Source organism: Micromonospora sediminicola (assembly GCF_900089585.1).
Taxonomy (GTDB): domain Bacteria; phylum Actinomycetota; class Actinomycetes; order Mycobacteriales; family Micromonosporaceae; genus Micromonospora; species Micromonospora sediminicola.
Genome location: NZ_FLRH01000004.1, coordinates 1,478,612 through 1,502,327 on the forward strand (window position 1 = coordinate 1,478,612; position 23,716 = coordinate 1,502,327).

General features: G+C 73.1%; 22 protein-coding genes. 6 read left to right on the forward strand and 16 right to left on the reverse strand.

Annotation, left to right across the window (positions count from 1 at the left end; genetic code table 11):
* Positions 1 to 34: 34 nt before the first annotated feature.
* Genes speB through GA0070622_RS28505 form a run of 7 tightly spaced genes read right to left on the reverse strand, consistent with a single transcriptional unit; the run spans position 35 to position 7,744 of the window.
* Entirely contained in the window at positions 35 to 1,048 is a 1,014-nt protein-coding gene (gene speB, locus GA0070622_RS28475; RefSeq protein WP_091581725.1) for an agmatinase, read from the reverse strand.
* Positions 1,045 to 2,247, reverse strand: coding sequence for a saccharopine dehydrogenase family protein (locus tag GA0070622_RS28480; RefSeq protein ID WP_091581729.1), 1,203 nt, complete (start codon positions 2,245 to 2,247; stop codon positions 1,045 to 1,047). The genes speB and GA0070622_RS28480 overlap by 4 nt, the downstream gene beginning before the upstream one ends.
* Complete coding sequence (locus GA0070622_RS28485; protein WP_091581732.1) at positions 2,247 to 3,668, reverse strand: NAD(P)/FAD-dependent oxidoreductase; 1,422 nt, start codon at positions 3,666 to 3,668, stop codon at positions 2,247 to 2,249. The genes GA0070622_RS28480 and GA0070622_RS28485 overlap by 1 nt, the downstream gene beginning before the upstream one ends.
* Positions 3,665 to 4,495: an ABC transporter permease gene (locus GA0070622_RS28490; RefSeq protein WP_176558723.1), complete on the reverse strand. Its 831-nt coding sequence runs from the start codon at positions 4,493 to 4,495 to the stop codon at positions 3,665 to 3,667. Before GA0070622_RS28490 ends, GA0070622_RS28485 begins: the two co-directional genes overlap by 4 nt.
* On the reverse strand, positions 4,495 to 5,403 hold the full coding sequence (locus GA0070622_RS28495; RefSeq protein ID WP_091581738.1) for an ABC transporter permease: 909 nt from the start codon (positions 5,401 to 5,403) through the stop codon (positions 4,495 to 4,497). Before GA0070622_RS28495 ends, GA0070622_RS28490 begins: the two co-directional genes overlap by 1 nt.
* Positions 5,400 to 6,554 carry an ABC transporter ATP-binding protein gene (locus tag GA0070622_RS28500; protein WP_091581742.1) on the reverse strand — a complete coding sequence of 385 codons (1,155 nt, stop codon included), beginning with the start codon at positions 6,552 to 6,554 and terminating at the stop codon, positions 5,400 to 5,402. Before GA0070622_RS28500 ends, GA0070622_RS28495 begins: the two co-directional genes overlap by 4 nt.
* A 5-nt stretch (positions 6,555 to 6,559) precedes the next feature.
* Positions 6,560 to 7,744: a polyamine ABC transporter substrate-binding protein gene (locus GA0070622_RS28505; protein WP_091581746.1), complete on the reverse strand. Its 1,185-nt coding sequence runs from the start codon at positions 7,742 to 7,744 to the stop codon at positions 6,560 to 6,562.
* Between the two features lie 207 nt (positions 7,745 to 7,951).
* Here GA0070622_RS28505 and GA0070622_RS28510 point away from each other — a divergent pair, with 207 nt between their 5' ends.
* From GA0070622_RS28510 to GA0070622_RS28520, 3 genes are all read left to right on the forward strand, one after another.
* Positions 7,952 to 8,464, forward strand: a complete 513-nt coding sequence (locus GA0070622_RS28510; RefSeq protein WP_091581749.1) for an Lrp/AsnC family transcriptional regulator — start codon at positions 7,952 to 7,954, stop codon at positions 8,462 to 8,464.
* 316 nt (positions 8,465 to 8,780) lie between these two features.
* Positions 8,781 to 10,127, forward strand: a complete 1,347-nt coding sequence (locus GA0070622_RS28515) for an aspartate aminotransferase family protein (protein ID WP_091581753.1) — start codon at positions 8,781 to 8,783, stop codon at positions 10,125 to 10,127.
* Between the two features lie 3 nt (positions 10,128 to 10,130).
* A complete protein-coding gene (locus GA0070622_RS28520) occupies positions 10,131 to 11,507 on the forward strand; it encodes an NAD(P)/FAD-dependent oxidoreductase (RefSeq protein ID WP_091581756.1) in 1,377 nt (458 codons plus the stop codon).
* Between the two features lie 36 nt (positions 11,508 to 11,543).
* Here the strand turns inward: GA0070622_RS28520 and GA0070622_RS28525 are convergent, their stop codons facing one another.
* The gene (locus GA0070622_RS28525; protein WP_091581759.1) at positions 11,544 to 11,915 is read right to left on the reverse strand and encodes a DUF3499 domain-containing protein; all 372 of its coding nucleotides are present in this window, start codon (positions 11,913 to 11,915) and stop codon (positions 11,544 to 11,546) included.
* Between the two features lie 153 nt (positions 11,916 to 12,068).
* On the opposite strand from GA0070622_RS28525, the gene GA0070622_RS28530 reads away from it, so the two are divergent.
* Positions 12,069 to 12,518 carry a metallopeptidase family protein gene (locus GA0070622_RS28530; protein WP_018787548.1) on the forward strand — a complete coding sequence of 150 codons (450 nt, stop codon included), beginning with the start codon at positions 12,069 to 12,071 and terminating at the stop codon, positions 12,516 to 12,518.
* Positions 12,519 to 12,577: 59 nt separating this feature from the next.
* Here the strand turns inward: GA0070622_RS28530 and GA0070622_RS28535 are convergent, their stop codons facing one another.
* The 6 genes from GA0070622_RS28535 to GA0070622_RS28560 all read right to left on the reverse strand — a co-directional run bounded on the left by GA0070622_RS28535 (position 12,578) and on the right by GA0070622_RS28560 (position 19,193).
* On the reverse strand, positions 12,578 to 12,838 hold the full coding sequence (locus GA0070622_RS28535) for a WhiB family transcriptional regulator (protein ID WP_013284161.1): 261 nt from the start codon (positions 12,836 to 12,838) through the stop codon (positions 12,578 to 12,580).
* Positions 12,839 to 13,297: 459 nt separating this feature from the next.
* Complete coding sequence (locus GA0070622_RS28540) at positions 13,298 to 13,639, reverse strand: phospholipase (protein WP_091581763.1); 342 nt, start codon at positions 13,637 to 13,639, stop codon at positions 13,298 to 13,300.
* 11 nt (positions 13,640 to 13,650) lie between these two features.
* A complete protein-coding gene (locus GA0070622_RS28545; protein WP_091581766.1) occupies positions 13,651 to 15,048 on the reverse strand; it encodes a DUF4331 domain-containing protein in 1,398 nt (465 codons plus the stop codon).
* Positions 15,049 to 15,120: 72 nt separating this feature from the next.
* Positions 15,121 to 15,414 carry a hypothetical protein gene (locus tag GA0070622_RS28550; RefSeq protein ID WP_091581768.1) on the reverse strand — a complete coding sequence of 98 codons (294 nt, stop codon included), beginning with the start codon at positions 15,412 to 15,414 and terminating at the stop codon, positions 15,121 to 15,123.
* Between the two features lie 151 nt (positions 15,415 to 15,565).
* Positions 15,566 to 18,085, reverse strand: coding sequence for a bifunctional FO biosynthesis protein CofGH (locus GA0070622_RS28555; RefSeq protein WP_091581772.1), 2,520 nt, complete (start codon positions 18,083 to 18,085; stop codon positions 15,566 to 15,568).
* A 145-nt stretch (positions 18,086 to 18,230) separates the two neighbouring features.
* Positions 18,231 to 19,193, reverse strand: coding sequence for a hypothetical protein (locus GA0070622_RS28560; RefSeq protein ID WP_091581775.1), 963 nt, complete (start codon positions 19,191 to 19,193; stop codon positions 18,231 to 18,233).
* 99 nt (positions 19,194 to 19,292) lie between these two features.
* On the opposite strand from GA0070622_RS28560, the gene cofD reads away from it, so the two are divergent.
* Positions 19,293 to 20,294 (forward strand): 2-phospho-L-lactate transferase, encoded by a 1,002-nt coding sequence (cofD, locus tag GA0070622_RS28565; protein ID WP_091581779.1) that lies wholly within the window; start codon positions 19,293 to 19,295, stop codon positions 20,292 to 20,294.
* Positions 20,291 to 21,376, forward strand: coding sequence for a coenzyme F420-0:L-glutamate ligase (locus tag GA0070622_RS28570; protein WP_091581782.1), 1,086 nt, complete (start codon positions 20,291 to 20,293; stop codon positions 21,374 to 21,376). Before cofD ends, GA0070622_RS28570 begins: the two co-directional genes overlap by 4 nt.
* Before the next feature lie 27 nt (positions 21,377 to 21,403).
* On the opposite strand, the gene GA0070622_RS28575 is transcribed toward GA0070622_RS28570, so the two are convergent.
* Together GA0070622_RS28575 and GA0070622_RS28580 are read right to left on the reverse strand one after the other, a co-directional pair.
* Positions 21,404 to 22,402, reverse strand: a complete 999-nt coding sequence (locus tag GA0070622_RS28575) for an ArsR/SmtB family transcription factor (RefSeq protein ID WP_091581785.1) — start codon at positions 22,400 to 22,402, stop codon at positions 21,404 to 21,406.
* A 245-nt stretch (positions 22,403 to 22,647) separates the two neighbouring features.
* Positions 22,648 to 23,685, reverse strand: coding sequence for a glycoside hydrolase family 183 protein (locus GA0070622_RS28580; protein ID WP_091581788.1), 1,038 nt, complete (start codon positions 23,683 to 23,685; stop codon positions 22,648 to 22,650).
* Between the last annotated feature and the right edge of the window lie 31 nt (positions 23,686 to 23,716).

Genomic DNA, 23,716 nt, shown 5'->3' on the forward strand with positions numbered 1-23,716 from the left:
ACTATAGCCGGAGCTAAACATGCCGGGCTACCAGTCAGCGGTCGTCCAGGAGCGGCAGGGTGGGGTTCCACGAGGTTCCACCGGCGGCGTCGCGGCGGCGGCGGGCTATTGCGGAGAGCGCCTCCAGGACCACGCGGTTGCCCAGGTAGGCGGTGATGTCGGCGTGGTCGTACGGCGGGGCGACCTCGACCACGTCCAGGCCGACCACGGGCAGCTCGTAGCAGACCCGGCGGACCGCGTCGAGCAACTGCCGGGAGGTGAACCCGCCCGGCTCGGGCGTGCCGGTGCCGGGGGCCATGCCGGGGTCGACCACGTCCACGTCGACGGAGAGGAAGACGCCCTCGCACTCGTCGGTCGCGATGCCGAACGCCTCGGTGAGGCAGGTGTCCAGGCCCCGGGCCACGACCTCGGTCATCTCGTACGAGCGCATCCGCTGCTCGGCCATCCACGCCAGCGTCTCCGGACCCGGCCAGTAGCCGCGCAGGCCGATCTGGAGGAAGCGGTCGCCGCGTACCGCGCCGGACTCGATGAGCCGGCGCATCGGCTGGCCGTGGCCGTGCAGGGACCCGAACTCGACGTCGCCGGTGTCGGCGTGCGCGTCGAAGTGCACCAGCGACACCCGGCCCAGCCCGTGGTGCCGGGCCACCCCGGTGGCGTCCGGCAACGCGATCGAGTGGTCGCCGCCGAGCACCACCGGGATCGCCCCGGCGGCGGCGACCGCGTGCACGGCGGTCTCCAGCGCGGCCAGCGAACGTTCGATGTCGCCGCCGAACATCTCCACGTCACCGGCGTCGTAGACGCACAGGTCCTGCAGCGCGTCCACGCGCAGCGCCAGCGACGGCCGGGAGCCGTCGTGCGGCAGGTAGCAGGCCTGCCGGATCGCGGACGGGCCGAAGCGGGTGCCCGGCCGGTGCGAGGTGCCGCCGTCGAACGGCGCGCCGATGACGACCACGTCGGCGTCGGCGTAGGTGACCGGCTCCTCGACGGTGCACGGCGGCACGCCGAGGAACGTCACGTCGGGGCCGTACATCGGGCCGTAGCGGGTCATCGCTCCTCCATCCCCCACGGTGAACCGTAGTCGGTGAGCAGGTCGAGGAAGGGCCGTGGTGGCAACGCCTCGGGCCCGAGCACGCCCGCGCCGGACCAGGCGCCGGTGGCCAGCAGCTCCAGCGCGACGACCGGGTTCACCGCGGTCTGCCAGACCACCGCCTGGTGCCCGTACTCGGCCATCGACCACTCGTTGTCGACCACGTGGTAGAGGTAGACCCGCCGGGGCCGGCCGTCCGGCCCGGTGCCGGTGACGTACGTGCCGGCGCACGTCTTCCCGCTCATCCGGTCGCCGAGCGTGGCCGGGTCGGGCAGCGCGGCGGCCACCAGGTCGCGCGGTGACACGTCGACCCCGCGCACGCGCACCGGTTCGGTCGCGTCCAGCCCGAGTTTGTGCAGCGTCCGCAGCACCTCGATGAACTCGGCGCCGAGACCGTACTTGAAGGTGACCCGCTTCGCCGGCACCCAGCGCGGGATGAGCAGCACCTCCTCGTGTTCCACGTTGACGCACTCGACCGGGCCGATGCCGGCCGGGAAGTCGAAGACCTCCGGTTCGCTGAACGGCTCGGTGGTGAACCAGCCGCGCCCGGCCTCCCAGATCACCGGCGGGTTGAGGCACTCCTCGATGGTGGTCCAGATGGAGAACGAGGGAGCGAACTCGTAGCCGGCGACGGTGAGGTTCGCGCCGTCGCGTACCCCGATCTCGTCGATCTCGGTGAACAGCTCGTCGGCGGCGTGGCGGGCGAAGACGTCGGACAGGCCCGGTTCGACGCCGACGCCGCACAGCGCCAGCCGGCCGGCGGCGGCCCACCGGTCCGCGACGGCGAACTGCTCGTCGCCGAGCTTGACCCCGGTTTCCGCGTAGGGGCGCTCGGGGTGCGGCCGGGACAGCGACATCGCCATGTCGAGGTAGTCGGCCCCGGCCGCGAACGCGCCGTCGAAGATCGGCATGACGAAGCGCGGGTCGACCGCGTTGAACACGTGGGTGATCCGGTGTTCCCGGCAGAGCGCGGCGACCGCGTCGGCGGACGACGCGTCGACGGTGGCGGCGACGAACCGGTCGCCGTGGCCGGCGACCGCCCGGGCGGCGCGCGCCGGGTCGTGGTCGGCGACCACCATGGTCTCGAAGAAGGAACGGCGGGCGGCGATGGATACGGCGGCGGAGCCGACGCCACCGGCGCCGACGAGAAGGATACGCATCAGGAGTCGAACCCCAGTCCAAAGCGGTCGAGAGTACGGAGCCAGAGGTTGCGCCGCCCGTCCCGCGCGTCGGCGCGGGCGAGCGACCAGCGGGTGAGGTTGATGCCGGCGGCCCGGATCGGCTCCGGCGGGAACGGCAGCGGTTTGCGGCGCACCAGGTCGAGCCGGGTCAGCGGGGTGTCCGCGCCGGCGAGCAGGTCGAGGGTGACGCGCGCGCCGAAGCGGGTGGCGCCGACGCCCAGCCCGGTGTAACCGGCGGCGTACGCCAGCCGCCCCTCGTGGGCGGTGCCGAAGAACGCGCAGAACCGGGTGCAGGTGTCGATCACGCCGCCCCAGCGGTGGCTGAAGCGCAGCCCGTCGAGTTGGGGGAAGGTCGCGAAGAAGTGCGACGCGAGCGTGGTGAAGGTGGCCTCGCGCCGCTCCAGCGCGGGGGCCACCCGGTTGCCGTAGTGGTAGACCGCGTCGTAGCCGCCGAACAGGATCCGGCCGTCGGCGGTGAGCCGGTAGTAGTGGAACTGGTTGCCGGTGTCCGCCAGCCCCTGCCGGTGGCGCCAGCCGATCGCGTCCCGCTGGGCCGGGCTCAACGGCTCGGTCATCAGCGCGTAGTCGTAGACCGGCACGGTCCAGGCGCGCAGCCGGCGCAGTAGCGGCGGGAACGCGTTGGTGGCCAGGGCCACCCGCCGGGCCCGTACCGTGCCGGGCGCGGCGTCCGCGCCGCCGGCCGTGGTGGCGCGCAGCGCGGCCCCGTCGGTGGCCAGGCCGGTGACCCGGGTGTGCTCGTGGATCCGGACACCCAGGCCGAGCGCGGCGCGGCGCAGCTCCCAGGCGAGCTTCGCCGGGTCGAGCAGCGCCGTCCGGTCCCGGTCCCACATCCCACCGAGGTACGTCGGCGAGGCCACCTCGGCACGGACCTCGTCGCGGTCGAGCAGCCGCACGTCGTGGCCGTACCGGCGGCCCAGCTCGGCGTCGGCGGCGAGCCCGTCGAGCTGGTACGGCTCGACCGCCACCGCCAGTTCGCCGGTCCGTTCGAGGTCGCAGTCGATGTCGTACCTCGCCACGGTGGCGGCGATGGCGTCCAGGTTCTCCCGGCCGAGCCGTTCCAGCTCGCCGATCTCGCCGGGGAACCGCTCGATGCCGTTGGCCAGCCCGTGGGTCAGCGACGCGGCGCAGAAGCCGCCGTTGCGCCCGGACGCCGCCCAGCCGCAGGTGCCGGCGTCGACGAGCAGCACGTCGCGGTCCGGATCGGCCTCCTTGGCCAGCAGCGCGGTCCACAGCCCGGCGTACCCGCCGCCGACCACGAGCAGGTCGGCGGCGTGCGCGCCGGTCAGCGGCGGCAACGGGTCGGGGCGTTCCGGGCGGTCCAGCCAGTACGGGACGGGCGCGGCGTCGGCCAGCGCCCGGCCGGTATGCGGGAGCGTCATGGCTTCCCCGCCGGGGTGGCGATCACCGCGAGGGCGGCCCGTCGGGACCGTCGGCCGCGCAGCGAGCTGGCCCCTACCAGCAGCAGCGCTATCCCGAACATGGCCGTGCCGATGACGTTGACCTGCGGCGGGATGCCCCGCTGGGCGGCGCCCCAGACGTACATCGGGAACGTGACGGTGGTGCCGGCGTTGAAGTTGGTGATGATGAAGTCGTCGAAGCTGAGCGAGAAGGCGAGCAGCGCGGCGGCCACGATGCCGGGTAGCACGAGCGGGAGCGTGATCCGGCGGAACGTCTGCCACTCGCTGGCGTAGAGGTCCATGGCGGCCTCCTCCAACCGCCGGTCCATGCCGGCGAGCCGGGCCTTCACGGTGACCACCACGAACGACACGCAGAACATCACGTGCGCGATGACGATGGTCCAGAAGCCCTGCGGCACCCCGGCGGCGACGAAGAGGGCGAGCAGCGAAGTGCCCATCACCAGTTCCGGGGTGGCCATCGGCAGGAAGATCAGCCCGTTGATACCGGACCGCCCGCGGAAGCCGTGCCGCACCAGGGCGAACGCCATCAGCGTGCCGAGCACGGTGGAGACGACGGTGGCGATCAGGCCGATCTCCATGCTGCGCACCACCGCGTCGCACATGTCGGCGGTGGCGCAGGGGCGGGCCCAGTTGTCCAGCGTGAACTCGTTGAAGTCGTAGGAGAGCCGGCTGGACGGCCGGTTGAAGGAAAGTCCGGCCACCACCGCGATCGGCAGGGTGAGGTAGCCGAGGACGAGCAGGGCCACGCCCATCACCCACCGGTCGGCGAGCCAGCGCCTGAGTCTCATCAGAGCACCTCCTCCGTGCCGGCCTTGCGCAGGTAGACGAAGACGATGGCCAGGATCGCGGCCATCAGCAGGAAGGACAGCGCCGCGCCCTGCGGGTAGTCCAGCCGGACCAGGAACGCCGAGTCGATGACGTTGCCGATCATGTACTCGTTCGGCGTGCCGAGCAGCTCCGCGTTGATGTAGTCGCCGGTGGCCGGGATGAAGAAGAGCAGCGTGCCCGCGATCAGGCCGGGCATCGACAGCGGCAGGGTGACCCTGCCGAACGCGCGCAGCGGGCTCGCGTACAGGTCGCTGGCCGCCTCCAGCAGCCGGGGATCGAGCCGCTCCAGGCTCGCGTACAGCGGCAGCACCAGGAACGGCAGGAAGTTGTACGTCAGGCCGAGCACCACGGCGATCGGCGTGGCGAGCAGCCGGCCGTCCGGGCCGAGCAGGTGCACGTCGCGCAGCAGCCCGACCAGCGCGCCGTTGTCCGACAGGATGGTCTTCCAGGCCAGCGTGCGCACCAGGAAGCTGGTGAACATCGGCGCGACCACGGCGACCAGCAGCAGGTTCTTCCACCGGCCGGCCTTCTGCGCGATCGCGTACGCCAGCGGGTAGCCCATCAGCAGCGCCAGCACCAGCGCGATCGCGGAGTAGAGGAACGAGCGCAGGAACTGCGGCCAGTACGCCTGCAACGCGTCCGGATAGTTGCCGACCGCCCAGGTCATCGCGTAGCCGGTGGAGAGCGAGCCGGCCGGGTCGTAGAGGCTGGCGGCGGCGAGCTGGAGCAGCGGCAGCGCGAAGAAGACCAGCAGCCAGGCCGCGCCGGGCAGCAGCAACAGGTACGGCAGCAGCCGGGCGCGCCCGCGCCGCACCGGCGGTGGCGCCGGTTTCCCGCCGGCGGTCGGTACGTGGGCCAGCGCGGTCATGAGAGCGCACCGACCGGTGGCTCGTCGAGCAGCGGCGCGGTCTGGTCGTCCTCGCCGCCCGCCCGGGGCAGCAGGAACGCGTGCCGGGGGTCCCAGTGCGCGGTCACCGGCGTGCCGACGGCCAGCCGCCCGCCCAGCCCGCTGTTGGCGGCGAACGCGGACAGCTCGCTGCCCCACGCGGTGCGCACCAGGTACTGGGTGCTCACCCCGACGTAGGAGGCGTCGGTGACCACGCCGCCGACGTGCTGGTGCCCGGCGGGCACGTCGTCGGGGCCGCCGGCCAGGTGCAGCTTCTCCGGCCGTACGCCGAGGAAGGTCGGCCCGTCGACGACCCGGGCCCGGTCGGCGGGCACGGAGAAGCGCGCGCCGTGCGCGGTGACCAGCACATCGTCCCCGGCGTGGCCGCCGGCCTCACCGGCGAGCAGGTTGGACTGGCCGAGGAAGTTGGCCACGAACGCGGTGGCCGGGTACTCGTAGATGTCGGCCGGGGCGCCGAGCTGCTCGATGCGGCCGGCGTTCATCACCGCGACCGTGTCGGCCATGGTCATGGCCTCCTCCTGGTCGTGGGTGACGTGCACGAACGTGATGCCGACCTCGGTCTGGATCCGCTTCAGCTCGATCTGCATCTGCCGGCGCAGCTTCAGGTCGAGCGCGCCGAGCGGCTCGTCGAGCAGCAGCACCTGCGGGTGGTTGATGAGCGCCCGGGCCAGCGCGACGCGCTGCTGCTGGCCGCCGGAGAGCTGGGCCGGCCGGCGCCGGCCGTACCCCTGGAGCTGGACCAGCGCGAGCATCCGCTCGACCTGGTCGCCCACCGTGCGGATGCCCCGGCGGCGCAGCCCGAACGCGACGTTCTCGTGGATGTCCAGGTGCGGGAAGAGCGCGTAGCTCTGGAAGACCGTGTTGACCGGCCGCCGGTACGGCCGCAGCCCGGTGATGTCCCGGTCGCCGAGCAGCACCTGCCCGCTGGTCGGCGCCTCCAGCCCGGCGATCATCCGCAGCGTGGTGGTCTTGCCGCAGCCGGACGCGCCGAGCAGGGCGAAGAACGAGCCCTGCGGGACGGTCAGGCTGAGGTCGTCGACGGCGGTGAAGACACCGAACCGCTTGGTCAGGTCGGCCAGTCGCAGATCGCCGGCCGGGGTTTCCTGCGCCATCTGCCTCACGCCCCGATGACCTGCTGGAACTTGGTCTCGTACTCCTTCTCACGCTGCTCGTCGAGGGCCATGAAGACCTTCGACTTCGCCAGCATCGCGTCGTCCGGGAAGATGAGCGGATTCTTGGCCAGGTCCGGGTCGATCTTCTCCATCTCGGCCTGCGCGCCCTGCACCGGGCAGATGTAGTTGACGTAGGCGGCCAGCTTCGCCGCCACCGCCGGGTCGTAGTAGTGGTTCATCAGCGCCTCGGCGTTGGCCTTGTGGCTGGCCTTGTTGGGCACCAGCATGTTGTCCGACCAGAGCATCACGCCGGACTCGGGCACCACGAACTTGATCTTCTCGTCCTCGAAGCCGAGCTGGATCACGTCGCCGGACCAGCCGATGCAGGCGGCGATGTCGCCCTTGGCCAGGTCGGGGGCGTAGTCGTTGCCGGTGAAGCGCCGGATCTGTTTGCTGTCCACGGCCTTCTTCAGCTTGGTCAGCGCGTCGTCGAACTGGGCCGGGGTGAAGTTGGCCGGGTCGTGGCCGCCGGCCTGGAGCAGCAGGCCCATGGTGTCGCGCATCTCCGACAGCGCGGTCACCTTGCCCTTGAGGTCGGGGCGGGTGAGCAGCTCGTCGACGGTGCGGATCTCCTTGGTGACCTTGGCGTTGTAGGCCAGGCCGGCCAGCCCGGACTGCCACGGGATCGCCAGCTGGGTGTCCTTGTCGAACGACCGGCCGCGCAGTGACGGCAGCAGGTTCGCCTCGACGTTGGGGATCTTGGCCTTGTCCAGCTTCTGGATCCAGCCGAGCCGGATCATCCGGGCGGCCATCCAGTCGGTGAGCACCATGATGTCCCGGCCGGTGCTCTGGCAGCCGGCCAACTGGTTCTGCACCTTGCCGAAGAACTCGTTGTTGTCGTTGACGTCCTCGGTGTAGGTCACCTGGATGCCGGAGGCGGCCACGAACGCGTCCAGGGTGGGCCGCTTCGACTCGTCCTTCTCGTCGGTGTCCATGTACTGCGGCCAGTTCGAGAAGGCGAGCTTCTTCTCGGTGGCGGAAACGTCGTCGCTCTGGCAACCGGCTTCGGTCTGCTGGGCGCCCTTGGTGCCGCAGCCCGCGAGGGTGCCCGCGGTGGCGAGCAGGGCGGCCGAGCCGAGGGTCCCGGTGAGCAGACCACGCCGGGTGAGCGTCCGGAGGGGACTACGCATGTGACGACTCCTTGGGGGGCATCGTCGGCGGCGGGACGGGGGTTGGCTCGCCGGCGGAGGGGTCAGTGGCGATGGAGGCCTGATCCTGACATGAGAACCCCTCCCTTACAAGGGATTCCGTTGCCGGAATAGCCATGCACCACGAAATACGCCAGACTGCGCTGGAGCACTACGCTCAGCACGGAGATTCGGACATGGGGAGCGGCGATGGCCAACCGGCACCTGGAGAACGGCAACGGCAACCGTCGCGTGACGGTGCGTGACGGCGCCAGCCACGCTCTGCTCGACGACGTGGCGAAGCAGATCATCGAACAGCTCCAGGAGGACGGGCGACGCCCGTACGCGAGCATCGGCAAGGCGGTCGGCCTCTCCGAGGCGGCGGTACGCCAGCGGGTGCAGCGGCTGCTCGACGCCGGCGTCATGCAGATCGTCGCGGTGACCGATCCGCTCCAGCTCGGCTTCCCGCGCCAGGCCATGATCGGGCTGCGCACCGACGGCGACCTGGAGACGGTCGCCGACCGGCTGGCCGAGTTCGAGGAGATCGACTACGTGGTGATCACCGCCGGCTCGTTCGACCTGCTGGCCGAGGTGGTCTGCCGCAACGACGCGCACCTGCTGGAGATCCTGCAGAAGCTGCGCGGGGTGGCCGGGGTGGTCTCCACCGAGGCGTTCGTCTACCTGAAGCTGCGCAAGCAGACCTACAGCTGGGGCACCGCCTGACCCGGTGAAGCCAGGCCGCGTGGTCCCTGCTGTCGCGCGGCAGCGCCCCGGGAAGACGCCGCAGCTGTCTGGTCCGCACCGACCGAAGTCCCCCGCCTTTCGAGCTGATATCACCAACGACTCAGCTCGAAAGGCGCCCGACCCGCTACCGGGCCCGCCCGGGGCAGCCGCGAAATCCGTCGCCTACGTGCGCCCAGGTCGCTGAATCCGTTGCGCCCGTCCGTCGACAGTTGCGTTATCAGCAATGACTGTGGGATAACCGTGGGCAGAGCGGCCGGTGTCACCCCTGACCGGCCCGAGACCCGATGGGGCTGACATGGCCAACGCCACCGACCACCTCTGGATGCACTTCACCCGGATGGCCAGCTACTCCGCCGGCGAGGTCCCGACCATCGTGCGCGGCGAGGGCGCCTACGTCTGGGACGCGCAGGGCCGCCGCTACCTGGACGGGCTCGCCGGGCTCTTCGTCGTCAACGCCGGCCACGGCCGGACCGAACTGGCCGAGGCCGCCGCCAAGCAGGCCGGCGAGCTGGCCTACTTCCCGCTCTGGTCGTACGCCCACCCGACCGCGGTCGAGCTGGCCGAGAAGATCGCCACGCTGACCCCGGGTGACCTGAACCGGGTCTTCTTCACCACCGGCGGCTCGGAGGCCGTCGAGGCGGCCTGGAAGCTGGCCCGGGCCTACTTCAAGCGCACCGGCAGGCCGAACAAGCACAAGGTGGTCAGCCGTTACATCGCCTATCACGGCACCTCGATGGGCGCGCTGTCGATCACCGGCCTGCCCGGCATCAAGAGCGACTTCGAGCCGCTGGTGCCCGGCGGCATCAAGGTGCCGAACACCAACTTCTACCGGGCGCCGGAGCACGGCGACGACGCCGAGGCGTTCGGCCGCTGGGCCGCCGAAGAGATCGGCCGGGCGATCGAGCGGGAGGGGCCGGACACGGTCGCCGCGGTCTTCCTGGAGCCGGTGCAGAACTCCGGCGGCTGCTTCCCGCCGCCGCCCGGCTACTTCGAGCGGGTGCGCGAGATCTGCGACGCGTACGACGTGCTGCTGGTCAGCGACGAGGTGATCTGCTCCTGGGGCCGGCTCGGCGAGTACTTCGGCGCCACCCGGTACGGCTACCAGCCGGACATCATCACCACGGCCAAGGGCATCACCTCCGGCTACGCCCCGCTCGGCGCGATGATCGCCAGCGACCGGCTGATGGAGCCGTTCCTCACCGAGACCGGCATGTTCGCCCACGGCGTGACGTTCGGCGGCCACCCGGTCTCCTGCGCGGTGGCCCTGGCCAACCTGGAGGTGTTCGCCCGGGAGGACCTGGTCGGGCACGTCCGGGCCAACGAGGACGCGTTCCGGTCCACCCTGGAGAAGCTGCACGACCTGCCGATCGTGGGTGACGTGCGGGGGGACGGCTACTTCTACGGCATCGAACTGGTCAAGGACAAGACGACCCGGGAGACGTTCGACGAGGCCGAGTCCGAGCGGCTGCTGCGCGGTTTCCTCTCCACCGCGCTGTTCGACGCCGGGCTCTACTGCCGGGCCGACGACCGGGGCGACCCGGTGGTGCAGCTCGCCCCGCCGCTGATCGCCGAGCAGCAGCAGTTCGACGAGATCGAGCAGATCCTGCGCGCGGTGCTGACCGAGGCGTGGTCGCGGCTGTAGACCGTGGGCTACCAGGACCTGTCGTACTGGCTGTCCAGCCTGGACGAGCCGCTGACGCCGCGAGCCGGGTTGCCCGGCGACACGGACGCCGACGTGGCGATCGTGGGCGCCGGGTACACCGGGCTGTGGACGGCCTTCTACCTGGCCGAGGCCGACCCGACGCTGCGGATCGTGGTGCTGGAGCGGGAGATCGCCGGGTACGGCGCCTCCGGCCGCAACGGCGGCTGGTGCTCGGCGCTCTTCCCCACCTCACTGCCGGCGCTGGCCCGCCGGCACGGGCGGGACCGGGCGCTCGCCATGCAGCGGGCCATGCACGACACGGTCCGCGAGGTGGGCCGGGTGGTGGCCGCCGAGGGCGTCGACTGCGACTGGCGGGCCGGCGGCACGGTGGTGCTGGCCCGCACCGGGCCGCAACTCGACCGGGCCCGGGCCGCGGTGGCCGAGGCCCACGCGTACGGGCTGACCGACGACGACCTGGTGCTGCTCGACGCCGCCGAGGCCGCCGCCCGTTGCGCCGCCGACGGGGTACGCGGCGGCACGTACACCCCGCACTGCGCGGCCGTGCACCCGGCGAAGCTGGTCCGGGGGCTGGCCCGGGCGGTGGAGCGCCGCGGCGTACGCCTGCACGAGCGCACCCCGGTGACCGCGCTGCGGCCCGGGGCGGCGGTGACCCCGGCGGGCGTGGTGCGGGCGCCGGTGGTGGTCCGCGCGACCGAGGGCTTCACCCCGGCGCTGCCCGGGCACCGGCGGTCGGTCGCGCCGGTCTACTCGCTGATGGTGGCCACCCCGCCGCTGCCGGAGGAGACGTGGGCCCGGATCGGCCTGGCCGAGCGGGAGACGTTCTCCGACCACCGGCACGTCATCGTCTACGGCCAGCGCACCGCCGACGGGCGGCTCGCCTTCGGCGGCCGGGGCGCCCCCTACCACTACGGCTCCCGGGTACGCCCCGACTTCGACCGGGAGCCCCGGGTGTTCGCGGCGTTGCGCCGGGCGCTCGGTGAACTCTTCCCGGTGCTCGGGCCGGACGTGCCGGTGACGCACGCCTGGGGCGGTCCGCTCGGGGTGGCCCGGGACTGGGCCGCCTCGGTGGGGCTGGACCGCCGCACCGGGCTGGCCTGGGCCGGGGGCTACGTCGGCGACGGCGTCGGCACCAGCAACCTGGCCGGCCGTACGCTGGCCGACCTGATCACCGGCCGGGAGAGCGACCTGACCGCGCTGCCCTGGGTCGGGCACCGCTCCCCGCGTTGGGAGCCCGAGCCGCTGCGCTGGCTCGCGATGAACGCCGGCCTGAGAGTCATGTCGTCCGCCGACGAGACCGAACTCCGCACCCACCGCCCCGCCCGCCGGGCCGCCCTCTTCGCCCGCTTCCTCGGCCACTGACCCCGCCCTCGCGGCAGTCGGCGCCCAGGGGGCGGGTCAGTGGTTGGGCGGGATGACCCGGAGGTGGCCCCGGCGGCCCTGCTGGTGCGGGGGCTGGGGGGACGGCTGGTCGTCGGACGGAGGGCGGGGCGGGGCCGGGCGGGCGGCCTCACGGACCGCCTCGGCCAGCGCCACCAGGTCGTCCGTGGTGGGTGGCGGCGGCTCGAACTCACCCTCGTGCCGGACCACGTCCCAGCCACGCGGGGCGGTCAGGTTGCGGGCGTGCGGCTCACAGAGGTCGTACGTGTGCGGTTCGGCGAACGCCGCGAGCGGGCCCACCACCGCCGTCGACTCGTTGTAGACATAGGTCAATGTGGCGACCGCTTGCCGGGGGCAGCCGTTACGGGAGCAGCGCCGTGGTGACCTCACGGCGGCAGGGTATCCCCATTACCGGGTCCGGCGCACCGCTTCGCGTTACGACACGCCCGTCATGGTGATCACAATTCGTCCGATCGCCGCACCGGCACGCCGGCCGACCGCGCCACGGTGGTCCGGCCCGGTGGCCGGGCTACCCTGTGCCTCATGACCAGCCCGCAGAACCGCCGCCCCGGCTCCGGCCGGCGTACCCACCGCGACCGGCACGGTCGGGGGCTGCGCGGGCGTCTGGTGCCGGCCACCGTGCCGCTGGCCCGGACCAAGGCCGAGGTCTTCGACGACCTGGTGCTCGACACGGTGGAGACGCTCGAACGCCGGTTCGCCAAGGAGCTGGCCGGGGTGGAGTTCGCGGTCGAGGACGTCCCGCCGGATCTGAACGTCTACGACTCGGACGTGCTCGAGGACGGCGAGGTGCCGCTCGCCCGGCTGCTGCCGGGCCGGCCCGGCCGCCAGGAGGTGCCGCCCCGGATCGTGCTCTACCGGCGGCCGCTGGAGTTCCGCGCGATGGACCGGGAGGACCTCGCCGACCTCGTGCACGACGTGATCATCGAGCAGGTGGCGAACCTGCTCGGCGTCGACCCCGACGAACTGGCCTGACCGGCCGGACGCCGACCGCGCGGACCGGGCGGCCCCCACCGCCCCGGTCCGTACGCTCCTCAGGCGGCGACCCGCCGCTTGAGCTTGCGCCGCTCCCGTTCGGAGAGGCCGCCCCAGATCCCGAACCGCTCGTCGTGGCCGAGCGCGTACTCCAGACATTCCGTCTTCACTTCACACCGCGAGCAGATGCGCTTCGCCTCGCGGGTCGAGCCGCCCTTCTCGGGAAAGAACGCCTCCGGGTCGGTCTGCGAGCAGAGCGCCCGCTCCTGCCACTCCGGCGCGTTCCCGAGCAGGTCGGCCACCTCGAGCTGGCCGTCCATCGATTGCCTCCTTGTCGCGCACCGGCGTCATTCGCCGCTGCAACCCCCCACGCGAAAGGCGTGCCTGTCCGTACGGACCTGTTTTGTTGCGTTCCGTGCGAACAACCCCATTCAAATTACACGCGTGTAATGCGTGCGCCGTCAAGCCAAACTTGATAATGGAGTCGCCCTCCCGACACGACCGGGACGACCGCTGCGGCCGCCCGTAGCCTCGCAACCTGCCCTATCGATTCAGACCCCGGACGAGTAACGCCCTCCCCGGCGAGTTGCCCCAAGTTTTCTGCCGTGGCGCACCCTCGGGTGGGCCGGCCGGACGCCCCCGCCGGCCGTCGTTCCAAGATCAGAATTGGTGGGCCAAAGGGTAACGCGCCCGTCGCGGTACCGCCCGTCGAGTCGGTCAACGCCGACCGCGCCCCGTCCATCATGTGGACGGGGCGCGGGGGCCGGCGCGGCGGTCGGTCAGTCCGACCGGGGCGGTGAACTGCTCGGCCAGGCGAATTCGGTGATCGCTCCACCGGTGACGGAGATCGCGCCGGCGGGTGTGACATCGTCCCACCAGACGGTATAGGGACCGGCCTCCAGGTCCGGGTAGACGGCACTGTGGAAGACGCCGTCACGCACGTGCCGCTCCCGGACGGCGGAGTGGGTACGGGGTCCGTCCCGGTCCGCGCGGCTGATCTCGATCTCCCGCCCGTGCAGCTCCCGGCCGGTGTGGATGATCAGCGCGCCGGAGTCGCCGCCGAGGTCGAGCACGACCGTGCCGCTGAACGACGGTCCCATGTCGTGGTGCTGGTGTCCCATTCCCGCTCCCCTCAGGACTTCTTCGCCGGCGGGTTGTTGAACCCGTCGTACGGCGTGCCGAGGAACGGGAAGTCGCCGAGGAACGGCGCGGTCACGTCGCCCGCGTCCAGCCCCGGGGTGACCGCCGCCGCGGCGGCGTCCGGCTTGAACGTCCTGTCCACCAGCGGGACGGTGAGCCCGGCGATCGCCCGCAGCGCGATGGTCACCACGTCGTCGCCCACCCGGCGGCCGTTCGGGAAGCCGGCCAGGTCGCCGCCGAGCACGCCGAACCGGTCCGGCCTGCGGCTGGGCCGGATCGCCGTGTTCAGGCGCAGCATGTCGGCCTGCACGTCGCCGGTGGTGTTGGCGAAGCCGTCGATCAGCCCGGCCGGTACGCCGGTGAGCAGGATCGCCACCAGGTCGGCCCGCGGCTTCTTGGCCTTGTTCAGCGCGTCCAGGTTGGGGAAGACGCCCGGGTAGAGCGTCGGCAGCAGGGCGGCCAGCTCGGGGCGCTCGACGAAGCCGGCGAACCGCTTGTCCTCCGACGGCGGCAGCGTGTTCCACAGGTCCTTCTTGGACATCGGCACGATGACCTCGTTGAACAACGGGTTGCCGAGTCGTGACACCTGGGTGAAGGGGCCGGCGGCCGTGTCCGCGGCCACCCGCTCGCCCAGGACCCGGACCTGCTGGCGCGACGCGCTGGTCCAGACGCCGATGGTGGAGGCGCGGTCGGCGTAGCCGTACCGGCTGGCCCGGCGGCGCACCTTGCTCAGCGGCACCTGCACCGCGATGCTGTGCACGTTCAGCCGGTCCAGCGCGTTGACCGGCTCGCCCTCGGTCTTGAACAGCTTCTTCCCGGCCACGTGCAGCTGCTGGAACGGCCGCAGCGTGCCCAGGTCGAACACCGCGCCCAGGTCCACGAAGAACCCGTCGGCCCGCTGGCCGGCGAAGACCTTCTCCCCGGTGGACAGCTTGAACGTCGCCTGCTTCACCAGGTTCTGGTAGTTGGGCGTGGACAGCGGGCCCACGTTGCACGGCGGGCAGGGCAGCTTGTGCGCCAGCACGTGCTCACGCCCGTCCGCGATCCGGGTCAGCCGGTAGAACTGGCGCCGGTTCCAGTTCTTGCTCTCCAGCGACTCGATCGGCCCGGTGTTGTAGAGAAAACTGTTCTGGTTCGTGATCTCGGTGGTGAATTCGAAACGATAGGTGACGTCCGGATAACCGTCGCCGTCGTTGTCGACGTGAATCTCGTACCGGACGTCGTCGCCGAACTCGAAGAAGTTGGGGCCGCCGGAGGGAAGCTGCACCGGCACGTAGTTGGCGATCAACGTGACCGTGTCCGGCTGGCTGGGACTGACGAACGCGTAGAGATCGGAGCTGTCGGCGACCGGATCCTTGGCGATCTCCGGGGCCTCACGGTGAGAGGACATGGCGGACCACACCTTCGTCGGGTGAACGGAAGTCGGGACCGGCGGCGGGAGCCCGCGCCGGGAGGGGCGGGATCAGCGGCGGCCGGCGGCGCGCACCAGGCGGTCGGCCAGACCCCGGTCGCGCACCTGGACCCGGGTCGTACCGACGAAGACGTCCATCGCGCCGGTGGCGGCGTCGCGGAGATGGACCACGATCGGCTCGTCGCGCCGGCTCGCGGTCGGGGCGTTCTGCGCGGCGGACAGGCCCGGCACGGTGAGCGCGGCCGCGCCCAGGGTGGCGCTCGCGGCGGCGGTCAACGTCTGCCGCCGGGTCAGCCGCGGCCAGGGCCGCCGCTTGGGGGCGTCGGTGGTCTCGTCAGTGCTCATCGGCAACCTTTCCGGGCCGGCGCCGCGGCGCCGCGGGGGCCGGGCACCCGGACGCCGCCGGGTCCCCGGGCTGGGGGTCACCGGCGGCGGTCCTCGCCGCAACCGCCGCCGGCATCGACAGGTACGGCCGGCGGCGGGGAAAGGTTCGACGTCAGGCGCCGGTGTGACCGTACGCGGTCGTCCGCTTGCGGAACGGTCGCCCGGCGGTCGAGGCGATCGCCCGCAACTGCTCCTCGGTACGCGCCGAACCGTTGCCCGACCCGGCCATCCGGGAGATGGTCTCCTCCATCAGCGTGCCGCCGAGGTCGTTGCAGCCGCCCCGCAGCATCTCCACCGTGCCCGCGTCGCCGAGCTTCACCCAGGAGCACTGGATGTTGTCGATCCGGCCGTGCAGCAGCAGCCGGGCCATCGCGTGCACCGCCCGGTTCTCCCGCCAGGTCGGCCCCGGGCGGGCGATGCCGGCCAGGTAGATCGGCGCGTTGGTGTGCACGAACGGCAGCGCCACGAACTCGGTGAACCCGCCGGTGCGGTCCTGGACCCCGGCCAGCACCCGGAAGTGGGCCAGCCACTGGCCCGGGTGGTCGACGTGGCCGTACATCATCGTGGAGCTGGACCGGATGCCCAGCTCGTGGGCCGTGCTCACCACGTCGACCCAGGCGGCGGCCGGCAGCTTGCCCTTGGTGAGCACCCAGCGCACGTCGTCGTCGAGGATCTCGGCGGCGGTGCCCGGGATGGTGTCCAGCCCGGCCTCGCGCAGCATGCCGAGCCACTCCCGCACCGGCACGCCGGCCTTCGCCGCCGCGGTGACGATCTCCATCGGGGAGAACGCGTGCACGTGCATGCCCGGCACCCGCGCCTTGATCGCCCGGACGATGTCGGCGTAGCCGGTGACCGGCATCTTCGGGTCGATCCCGCCCTGGAGGCACACCTCGGTGGCGCCGGCCGCCCACGCCTCCTCCGCCCGGTCGGCCACCTGCTCCAGCGACAGCCGGAACGCGTCGGCGTCGCTCTCCCGCTGGGCGAAGGCGCAGAACCGGCAGCCCACGTAGCAGACGTTGGTGAAGTTGATGTTCCGGTTGACCACGTAGGTCACGTCGTCGCCGACCGCGTCCCGGCGCACGTCGTCGGCGATCCGGCACAACGCGTCCAGCGCCGCGCCGTCCGCGCCGAACAACGCCAGCGCCTTCGCCTCGTGCGCCGGGGCCAGCAGCGCGGCCGGGTCGTCAGCGGCCAGCCGCAGGCCCGCGCGCAGATCGGCGTCCGCACCGCCGGATCCGGGTACGCCGACCGGACGCGTGACCTTGTTCGCCACCTCGGACCAGTCGCCGTAGACGCTGTCGAAGTCGCCCCGCCGGTCCTCGGTGCGGCCGGTGACGTCGATCGTGACGTGCAGGTCGGTCCGGCCGCCGAAGACCTCCTCCGGCTCCTGCCAGGGCCGTCCCACCGGGCGCGCCGCCTCGACCGCGAGCCCGGTGGCCGGGTCGGCGAGCGCGGTGACGTGCGGCAGCAGGCGCGGGTCCAGCCACGGCGCGCCGGCCCGCACGTACTCCGGGTAGACGGTCAGCCGCTCGCGCAGCGTGAAACCCGCGCCCGCCGTGCGCCGGGCCAGCTCGTCCAGCTGCGGCCAGGGACGCTCCGGGTTGACGTGGTCGGGGGTGACCGGCGAGACGCCGCCCCAGTCGTCGATGCCGGCGCGCAGCAGCAGGTCGTACTCACCGGCGATGAGGTTCGGCGGGGCCTGGATCCGGGCCCGCGGGCCGAGCAGCACCCGGGCCACCGCCACGGTGGCCGCCAGGTCGTGCAGCTCGGCGTCCGGCATGCCGCGCATCGCGGTGTCCGGCTTGGCGCGGAAGTTCTGCACGATCACCTCCTGGAGGTGGCCGTACTCCCGCATCGCGCGGCGGATGGCGAACAACGCGTCCACCCGCTCGGCCCGGTTCTCGCCGATGCCGATCAGGATGCCGGTGGTGAACGGCACGCCGACCCGGCCGGCGTCGTCGAGCACCCGCAACCGCACCGCGGGCTCCTTGTCGGGCGAGCCGAAGTGCGGGCCGCCCGGCTCCGACCAGAGCCGGGTCGCGGTGGTCTCCAGCATCATGCCCATGCTGGGCGCGACCGGCTTGAGCCGCTGCAACTCCGACCAGGAGAGCACGCCCGGGTTGAGGTGCGGCAGCAGGCCGGTCTCCTCCAGCACCGCCACCGCGCAGGCGCGCAGATAGTCGAGGGTCGAGTCGTAGCCCCGCTCGTCCAGCCACCGCCGGGCCGCCGGCCAGCGCTCCTCCGGGCGGTCGCCGAGCGTGAACAGCGCCTCCTTGCAACCCTGCGCGGCGCCCTCGCGGGCGATCGCCAGCACCTCGTCGCGTTCCAGGTAGGCGGCGGGCAGTCGGTGCGGCACGGTGGCGAACGTGCAGTAGTGGCAGCGATCCCGGCAGAGCCGGGTCAGCGGGACGAAGACCTTCTTGGAGAAGGTCACCACCCCCGGTCGGCCGGCCTCGCGCAGGCCGGCGTCGCGGATGTCCCCGGCGACGCGGAGCAGTTCGTCCAGCGCCAGGCCGCGCGCGGTCAGCAGCGCCGCCGCCTCGTCCGCGTCCAACGCCCGGCCGGTGGCGGCGCGACCGAGCGCCCGCCGGACGCTCGCCTCGGTCGGGACGGGCTCACTGCGATCAACCATCGGCCCAGCCTATGCGGTGCCGCTCGCGGTTCACTCGAGTGTAAGGAGGGGCCCCCGCTCAACGCCTCCGGTAAAGGCGGGGGCCCCTCTTGACACCGGCCCGCCGCGCGGGCGGCGGCGTGTTCCGCCGCCGCCCGCGCGGCGTTCAGCGCGGCTGGTTCGGGTCCTCGCGGTCGAAACGCTGGGTGCGCTCGTCCCCGGCCGGGGACGCGGGCTGGCCCGGCTCGGCGGGCTGACGCGGGATCGCCTGCGTCGGGTCCGCCGACGGCGGCTGGCCGAACGGCGGGGCCGGCTGCGGGGCGCCGTACTGCGGCCCACCGAACGGCGGGCTCGACTGCGGGGCGGCCGGCGGCTGACCGAACGGCGGGCTCGACTGCGGGGCGTGCGGCGGGGCGGTGTTGAACGGCGGCGCCGACTGCGGCGGGCCGTACGGGCCGGCCTGCGGCCAACCGGGCTGCGGCGGGCCGCCCGCCTGCGGGTAGCCGGCCGGGGGCTGACCCGGCTGCGGCGGCACACCGGCCGGCGGGTAGCCGCCCGGCGCCGGGTAGCCGCCCGGCTGGCCGGGCTGCTGCGGCCAGCCCGGCTGGGCCTGGCCGTAGACACCGGGCTGCGGCTTGGGCTTCGGCACGTAATAGAGCCGGCGCCAGACCGTGAACACCACGTACGCGGCGACCGCGAAGACGGCGAGCCAGGCCACCCGGGTGAGCAGCCCGAGGAACGCGTCCAGCACCTCGCCGTCGGCGAGCCGGCCGACCAGCCAGATCAGGAACGTCAACGCGCCGAAGAAGGCGGCGACGCCGTACTCGACCAACGCCACCAGGGTGATCAGTTTCGCCTTCGGCAGCACCGGGCGGACGTGCGTGGCGAGCAGCACCGCCAGCACCGGCAGGACGGTCGACTCCAGCCCGACGAAGGCGAAGAACGTGCTTCCGGCCCGACCGCTGAACGTGCTGTAGTCGTCGACCGGCACCAGCAGGCGCAGCAGGCCGACGAAGAGCAGCACGGCGTTCGCGCCGAGCAGGACGAGCGCGGCCAGTTCGCGCAGTGGCTTGGTCAGCTGGCTGGCCTGCGCGGCGTCACCGGACGCGGGCTCGGCGGGGCTGGTCACGGACTCCCCCAGGGGACGAAAGCGGACAGTTGCCGACGTGAGCGTAGTCTCTCCCGCCACCCGGCGACCCACGGCGGCACGTGCGGAAGGATGGACGGCATGCGCATCGTGGTTCTGACCGGCGGCATCGGGGGCGCCCGTTTCCTGCTCGGCGTGCGGGCGTACGCCCGGGAGGTGGGCGCCGAGGTGACCGCCGTGGTCAACGTCGGCGACGATCTGCTGCTGCACGGGTTGAAGGTCTGCCCCGACCTGGACAGCGTGCTCTACACGCTCGGCGGCGGCGCCGACCGGGAGCGCGGCTGGGGCCGGGCGGGCGAGACCTGGACGATCAAGACGGAGCTGGCCGCGTACGGCGCGGAGCCCAGCTGGTTCGGCCTCGGCGACAAGGACGTCGCCACCCACCTGGTGCGCACCACCATGCTCAACGCCGGCTACCCGCTGTCGCAGGTCACCGAGGCGCTGTCGACCCGCTGGCAGCCCGGCGTACGCCTGCTGCCGGCGACCGACGACCGCCTGGAGACGCATGTGGTCGTGAGCGGGAGGAGTGAGCTTGCGAGCCCCGCACTCGCGAACAGTGCCGGCACTGCCGACGACGAGCAGGGCCGGCGGGCGGTCCACTTCCAGGAGTGGTGGGTGCGCTACCGGGCGGACGTACCCACGCACCGGTTCGTGTTCGTCGGCGCGGAGGCGGCGAAGCCCGCCCCCGGCGTGGTCGAGGCGCTCGCCGCCGCGGACGTGGTGTTGATCGCACCGAGCAACCCGGTGGTCAGCATCGCGCCGGTGCTGGCCGTGCCCGGCCTGCGGGAGGCGGTGGCCGGCGGGCCGGCCCCGGTGGTCGGGGTCTCCCCGGTCATCGGAGGCGCGCCGGTGCGCGGCATGGCCGACCGCTGCCTGGCCGTGCTCGGCGTCGAGTGCAGCGCGGCCGGGGTGGGCGGTCTCTACGGCGCCCGCTCCGACGGGGGTCTGTTGGACGGGTGGCTGGTCGCCCCGGAGGACGAGGGCACCACGGTGCCGGGCGTGACGGTCCGCTCGGCGCCGCTGCGGATGACCGACGAGGCGGCGACCGCCGCGATGGTGCGCGCCGCGCTGGAGTTGATGTGAGGCTGGAGATCCTGCCGGTGCCGGGCATCGGCCACGTGACCGAGGGCGACGACCTGGCCGCCCTGATCGCCGGCGCGGCGCCCTGGCTGCGCGACGGCGACGTGCTGGTGGTCACCAGCAAGATCGTGTCGAAGGCGGAGGGCCGGCTGGTCGACGTGCCGGCCGACGGCCCGGAACGGCTCGCCGCGCGCGACCGGGTGCTGGCCGGGGAGACCGCCCGGGTGGTCGCCACCCGGGGCGCGACCCGGATCGTGCAGACCCACCACGGGTTCGTGATGGCCTCCGCCGGCATCGACGCCTCCAACGTGGACAAGACCCGACTGGTGCTCCTGCCGGTGGACCCGGACGCCTCCGCCCGGGCGCTGCGGGCCGCGCTGCGCGACCGGCACGGTCTCGACGTGGCCGTCGTCGTCAGCGACACCATGGGCCGCCCGTGGCGCAACGGGCTCACCGACGTGGCGCTCGGGGTGGCCGGCATGCCGGCGATCCGAGACCACCGGGGCGAGGTCGACCCGTACGGCAACGAGCTCCAGCTCACCCAGATGGCCGTGGTCGACGAACTGGCGGCCGCCGGCGAGCTGATCAAGGGCAAGTGCGACCAGGTCCCGGTCGCCGTCGTCCGTGGCTACCTCACCGCGACCGACGACGACGACGAGGGCGCCCGGGCCCTGGTGCGGGACGCCTCGATGGACCTGTTCTCGCTCGGCACGGCCGAGGCGCGCGCGGACGGGCTGCGGGCGGCGGCCACGCTTCCCGACACGACCGGTGCCACCCCCGCCGACCCGGACGCGGTGGCGCGGGCGGTCGCCGCGGTGGCCGAGGTGGTCGCCCCCGGCACCGTCTTCACCCACGTCACCGACGACGAGGTACGCGCCGGGCTCGCCGCCACCGTGCGCGGCTGGCCCGCCTCGGCCACCGGCCTGGTGCTCGGCGCGGCGCCGACCCCGGTCGACCGGGCCGACCTGGTCCGGTTCGGCGCCGACCTGCAACGCCTGCGCACCGCGCTGGCCGCCGAGGGGATCGGGTCCGCCCTGCTGCCCCCGCCGGCCGGCAGCACGGCGAGCGCCACGTTGGCGCTCTGACCGGCGCCCCCGCGGGCCACGGCCCGGTCAGGACTCCAGGACGGCTCGGCCCAGCGGGGTCAACGTGTGCAGGACGGTGTTGCGGTCGCGGTGGCTGACCAGCAGCCCGGCGTTGCGCAGCACGGTGGTGTGCTGGCTGGCCGCGGCGGCGGAGATGTGCAGTCGGCGGGCCATCTCGCCGGTGGTGCAGCCCTCGTCGGCGGCCTGGAGCACCGAGGCGCGGGTGCGGCCGAGCAGGGCGGCCAGCGCCTCGCTCTGGCCGGCGCCACCGTCCCGCGCGGCGCCACCGCCGGGCATGAGGCCGCCGAGCCGGTCGACCGGGTAGACCAGCACCGGCGGCAGGGTCGGGTCGACCAGCGCCACGGGAGTGCGGGAGCAGAAGAACGACGGCACGAGCAGCAGGCCCCGGCCGTCCAGGTGCAGCTCCCGGGTGTCCGGGTAGTCGAGCACCTCGAGCACCCCGCCGCCCCAGCGCATGCTGGGTCGCAGGCTGGCCAGCAGCCCCTCGGCGCCGCCGTCGAGCATGGCCCGGGCGCGCCGGGCCCGGTCCGCCTCGACCGCGGCCTGCACCCGGGTCCAGTACGGGGTGACCGCCAGCGACTGATAGCGCGCCATCGCCTCGGTGAGGTGGTGCAGCATCTCCGGCTCGCCCCGGGCGAGCGCCGTCGCCGAGGGGGGTAGCGGGTTCTCGCCGGCGAGCAGGGTCAGGTCGCGGCGGAGCATGTCGGCCGGCGTGCCCCGGACGGCTTCCAGCCCGGCCTCGAAGCCGTCCCGGCTGGCGGACGGTGTGAGGAAGTCGGGAAAGTAGCCACGCGGCGGGTTGAGCGCGAGAAGCAGGCGGTAGCGCTCGGCGCCGGTGTCGGACCGCAGCCCGTGCGCCACGGTGCGTCGCCAGGTCGTCATCAGTGGGTCACGACCGCGACCCTGGAGCAGGTGCACACTGAGGACCAGCTCCCAGAGCGGGTCCGCGGCCGGGGCGACCCGGGTCCGCAGAATGTCCTCACTCGAGAAAATGATCTTCAACATGGAGCGCTCTCCTGGGCGGACGGCGGGGGCGCACGCCACCCCTGGCACTTTACCCGTCGGTACTAATCTCCATCTTTAAGCGTGACGTGAAAAACCTCGACGCGTGACGGGCCGGTTCGGCAGACTCGTCCTTGCCCGCCGACGCCGGGGCGCAGTGTCGACCCGGTCGCCGGCCGACGGGCGTGGCCGGACGGCACCACGAGGGTCTGCGGATCTGCTCCGCAGGGGTGCCGTCCGGCCCTCGCTCATCCGATCCAGAGCGCCACCCGGTGGTCCTCGTCGGTGACGAAGTACCAGCGTCCCGCCACCTCGGCCAGGCCCTCCACGTGGTGGAACGGCGCCAGCTCCGCCACCGGCTCGGCGGCCACCCGGGCGTCGGCACCGGCCGCGTGGCGGAACCGCACGTGCCGGGACGTCACGTCGCCGCCGTGCGGGTGGTCGTCCAACAGCACCGAGCCCTTGCCCAGCGCGTCGATCGACCCGATCACCGCCGCGTAGCCGCCGTCGTCGGTCGGCGTGATCGCGCGGAAGCCGGCCAACGCCCCGGCCGGCGTCACCCCGGTGAGCGCGTACGCGCCGAGCGCCCGCGGCCAGCGCGCCGCGTCGTCGAACATCTCCGCCACCCCGGCCAGCTCGACGTAGATCGGCTCACCGTCGGCGGTCACCGGGAAGCGCAGCCCGAGCAGCACGGTCCCGTCCGGCGTGAACGCCGCCGCCTCGACGTTGAGCGGGAGGTCGTCCTCGGTCAGCCGGGTCACCCAGCTCTTGGCCCGGGCGGTCCCCCGGGCCACCGTCTCCACGATGAACCGCTGCCGGACCCGCTCGCCCGGTGGCAGCGGGACCAGCGGGGCGGCGGCGAGCGCGTCGTTGACCGCCCGGTGCAGCCGGAAGCGGTTGCGCACCACGTGCACGGCAAGCGTTCCGGTCGCCGCGTCGTCCTCCCGGAAGCGGGCCACGAAGGCACGCCGGGGGCGCAGCGGCCCGCCCTTCGAGCCGAAGTGCGAGCCGAAGACGTAGACCCAGCCGTCGTGGTGGGCGAGCGCCTCGCCGTCCTCGGTGCGGCCGTTCTCCGGGCCCGCGTCGGCGGGCACGTGGTGCGCCACCCACTCGCCGTCGTCGCGTTCCAGCAGCAGGGCCAGGCAGTGCTCCACCGGCCCCTCGTCCAGCACGGTCCAGAAGCCGCGCCGCGCGCCGTGCGCCCGCAGCAACGCGGGCGAGCGCACCGGCAGCAGGTCGCTGGCCTCGTTGCCGGCCACCAGGAACTCGACGAGTCGCAGGGTCACCGGGCCAGGGTACGGAGGCGGCGCTCGTAGA

Bases quoted from the DNA above. Each gene is read 5' to 3' on its own strand.
- GA0070622_RS28545 (WP_091581766.1), bottom strand. From the start codon at position 15,048: ATGTCCTCTCACCGTGAGGCCCCGGAGATCGCCAAGGATCCGGTCGCC.
- GA0070622_RS28535 (WP_013284161.1), bottom strand. From the start codon at position 12,838: ATGGACGGCCAGCTCGAGGTGGCCGACCTGCTCGGGAACGCGCCGGAG.
- GA0070622_RS28495 (WP_091581738.1), bottom strand. From the start codon at position 5,403: ATGACCGCGCTGGCCCACGTACCGACCGCCGGCGGGAAACCGGCGCCA.
- GA0070622_RS28555 (WP_091581772.1), bottom strand. From the start codon at position 18,085: ATGGTTGATCGCAGTGAGCCCGTCCCGACCGAGGCGAGCGTCCGGCGG.
- GA0070622_RS28490 (WP_176558723.1), bottom strand. From the start codon at position 4,495: ATGAGACTCAGGCGCTGGCTCGCCGACCGGTGGGTGATGGGCGTGGCC.
- GA0070622_RS28515 (WP_091581753.1), top strand. From the start codon at position 8,781: ATGGCCAACGCCACCGACCACCTCTGGATGCACTTCACCCGGATGGCC.
- GA0070622_RS28540 (WP_091581763.1), bottom strand. From the start codon at position 13,639: ATGGGACACCAGCACCACGACATGGGACCGTCGTTCAGCGGCACGGTC.
- GA0070622_RS28510 (WP_091581749.1), top strand. From the start codon at position 7,952: ATGGCCAACCGGCACCTGGAGAACGGCAACGGCAACCGTCGCGTGACG.
- GA0070622_RS28530 (WP_018787548.1), top strand. From the start codon at position 12,069: ATGACCAGCCCGCAGAACCGCCGCCCCGGCTCCGGCCGGCGTACCCAC.
- GA0070622_RS28550 (WP_091581768.1), bottom strand. From the start codon at position 15,414: ATGAGCACTGACGAGACCACCGACGCCCCCAAGCGGCGGCCCTGGCCG.
- cofD (WP_091581779.1), top strand. From the start codon at position 19,293: ATGCGCATCGTGGTTCTGACCGGCGGCATCGGGGGCGCCCGTTTCCTG.
- speB (WP_091581725.1), bottom strand. From the start codon at position 1,048: ATGACCCGCTACGGCCCGATGTACGGCCCCGACGTGACGTTCCTCGGC.
- GA0070622_RS28500 (WP_091581742.1), bottom strand. From the start codon at position 6,554: ATGGCGCAGGAAACCCCGGCCGGCGATCTGCGACTGGCCGACCTGACC.
- GA0070622_RS28575 (WP_091581785.1), bottom strand. From the start codon at position 22,402: ATGTTGAAGATCATTTTCTCGAGTGAGGACATTCTGCGGACCCGGGTC.
- GA0070622_RS28485 (WP_091581732.1), bottom strand. From the start codon at position 3,668: ATGACGCTCCCGCATACCGGCCGGGCGCTGGCCGACGCCGCGCCCGTC.
- GA0070622_RS28505 (WP_091581746.1), bottom strand. From the start codon at position 7,744: ATGCGTAGTCCCCTCCGGACGCTCACCCGGCGTGGTCTGCTCACCGGG.
- GA0070622_RS28480 (WP_091581729.1), bottom strand. From the start codon at position 2,247: ATGCGTATCCTTCTCGTCGGCGCCGGTGGCGTCGGCTCCGCCGCCGTA.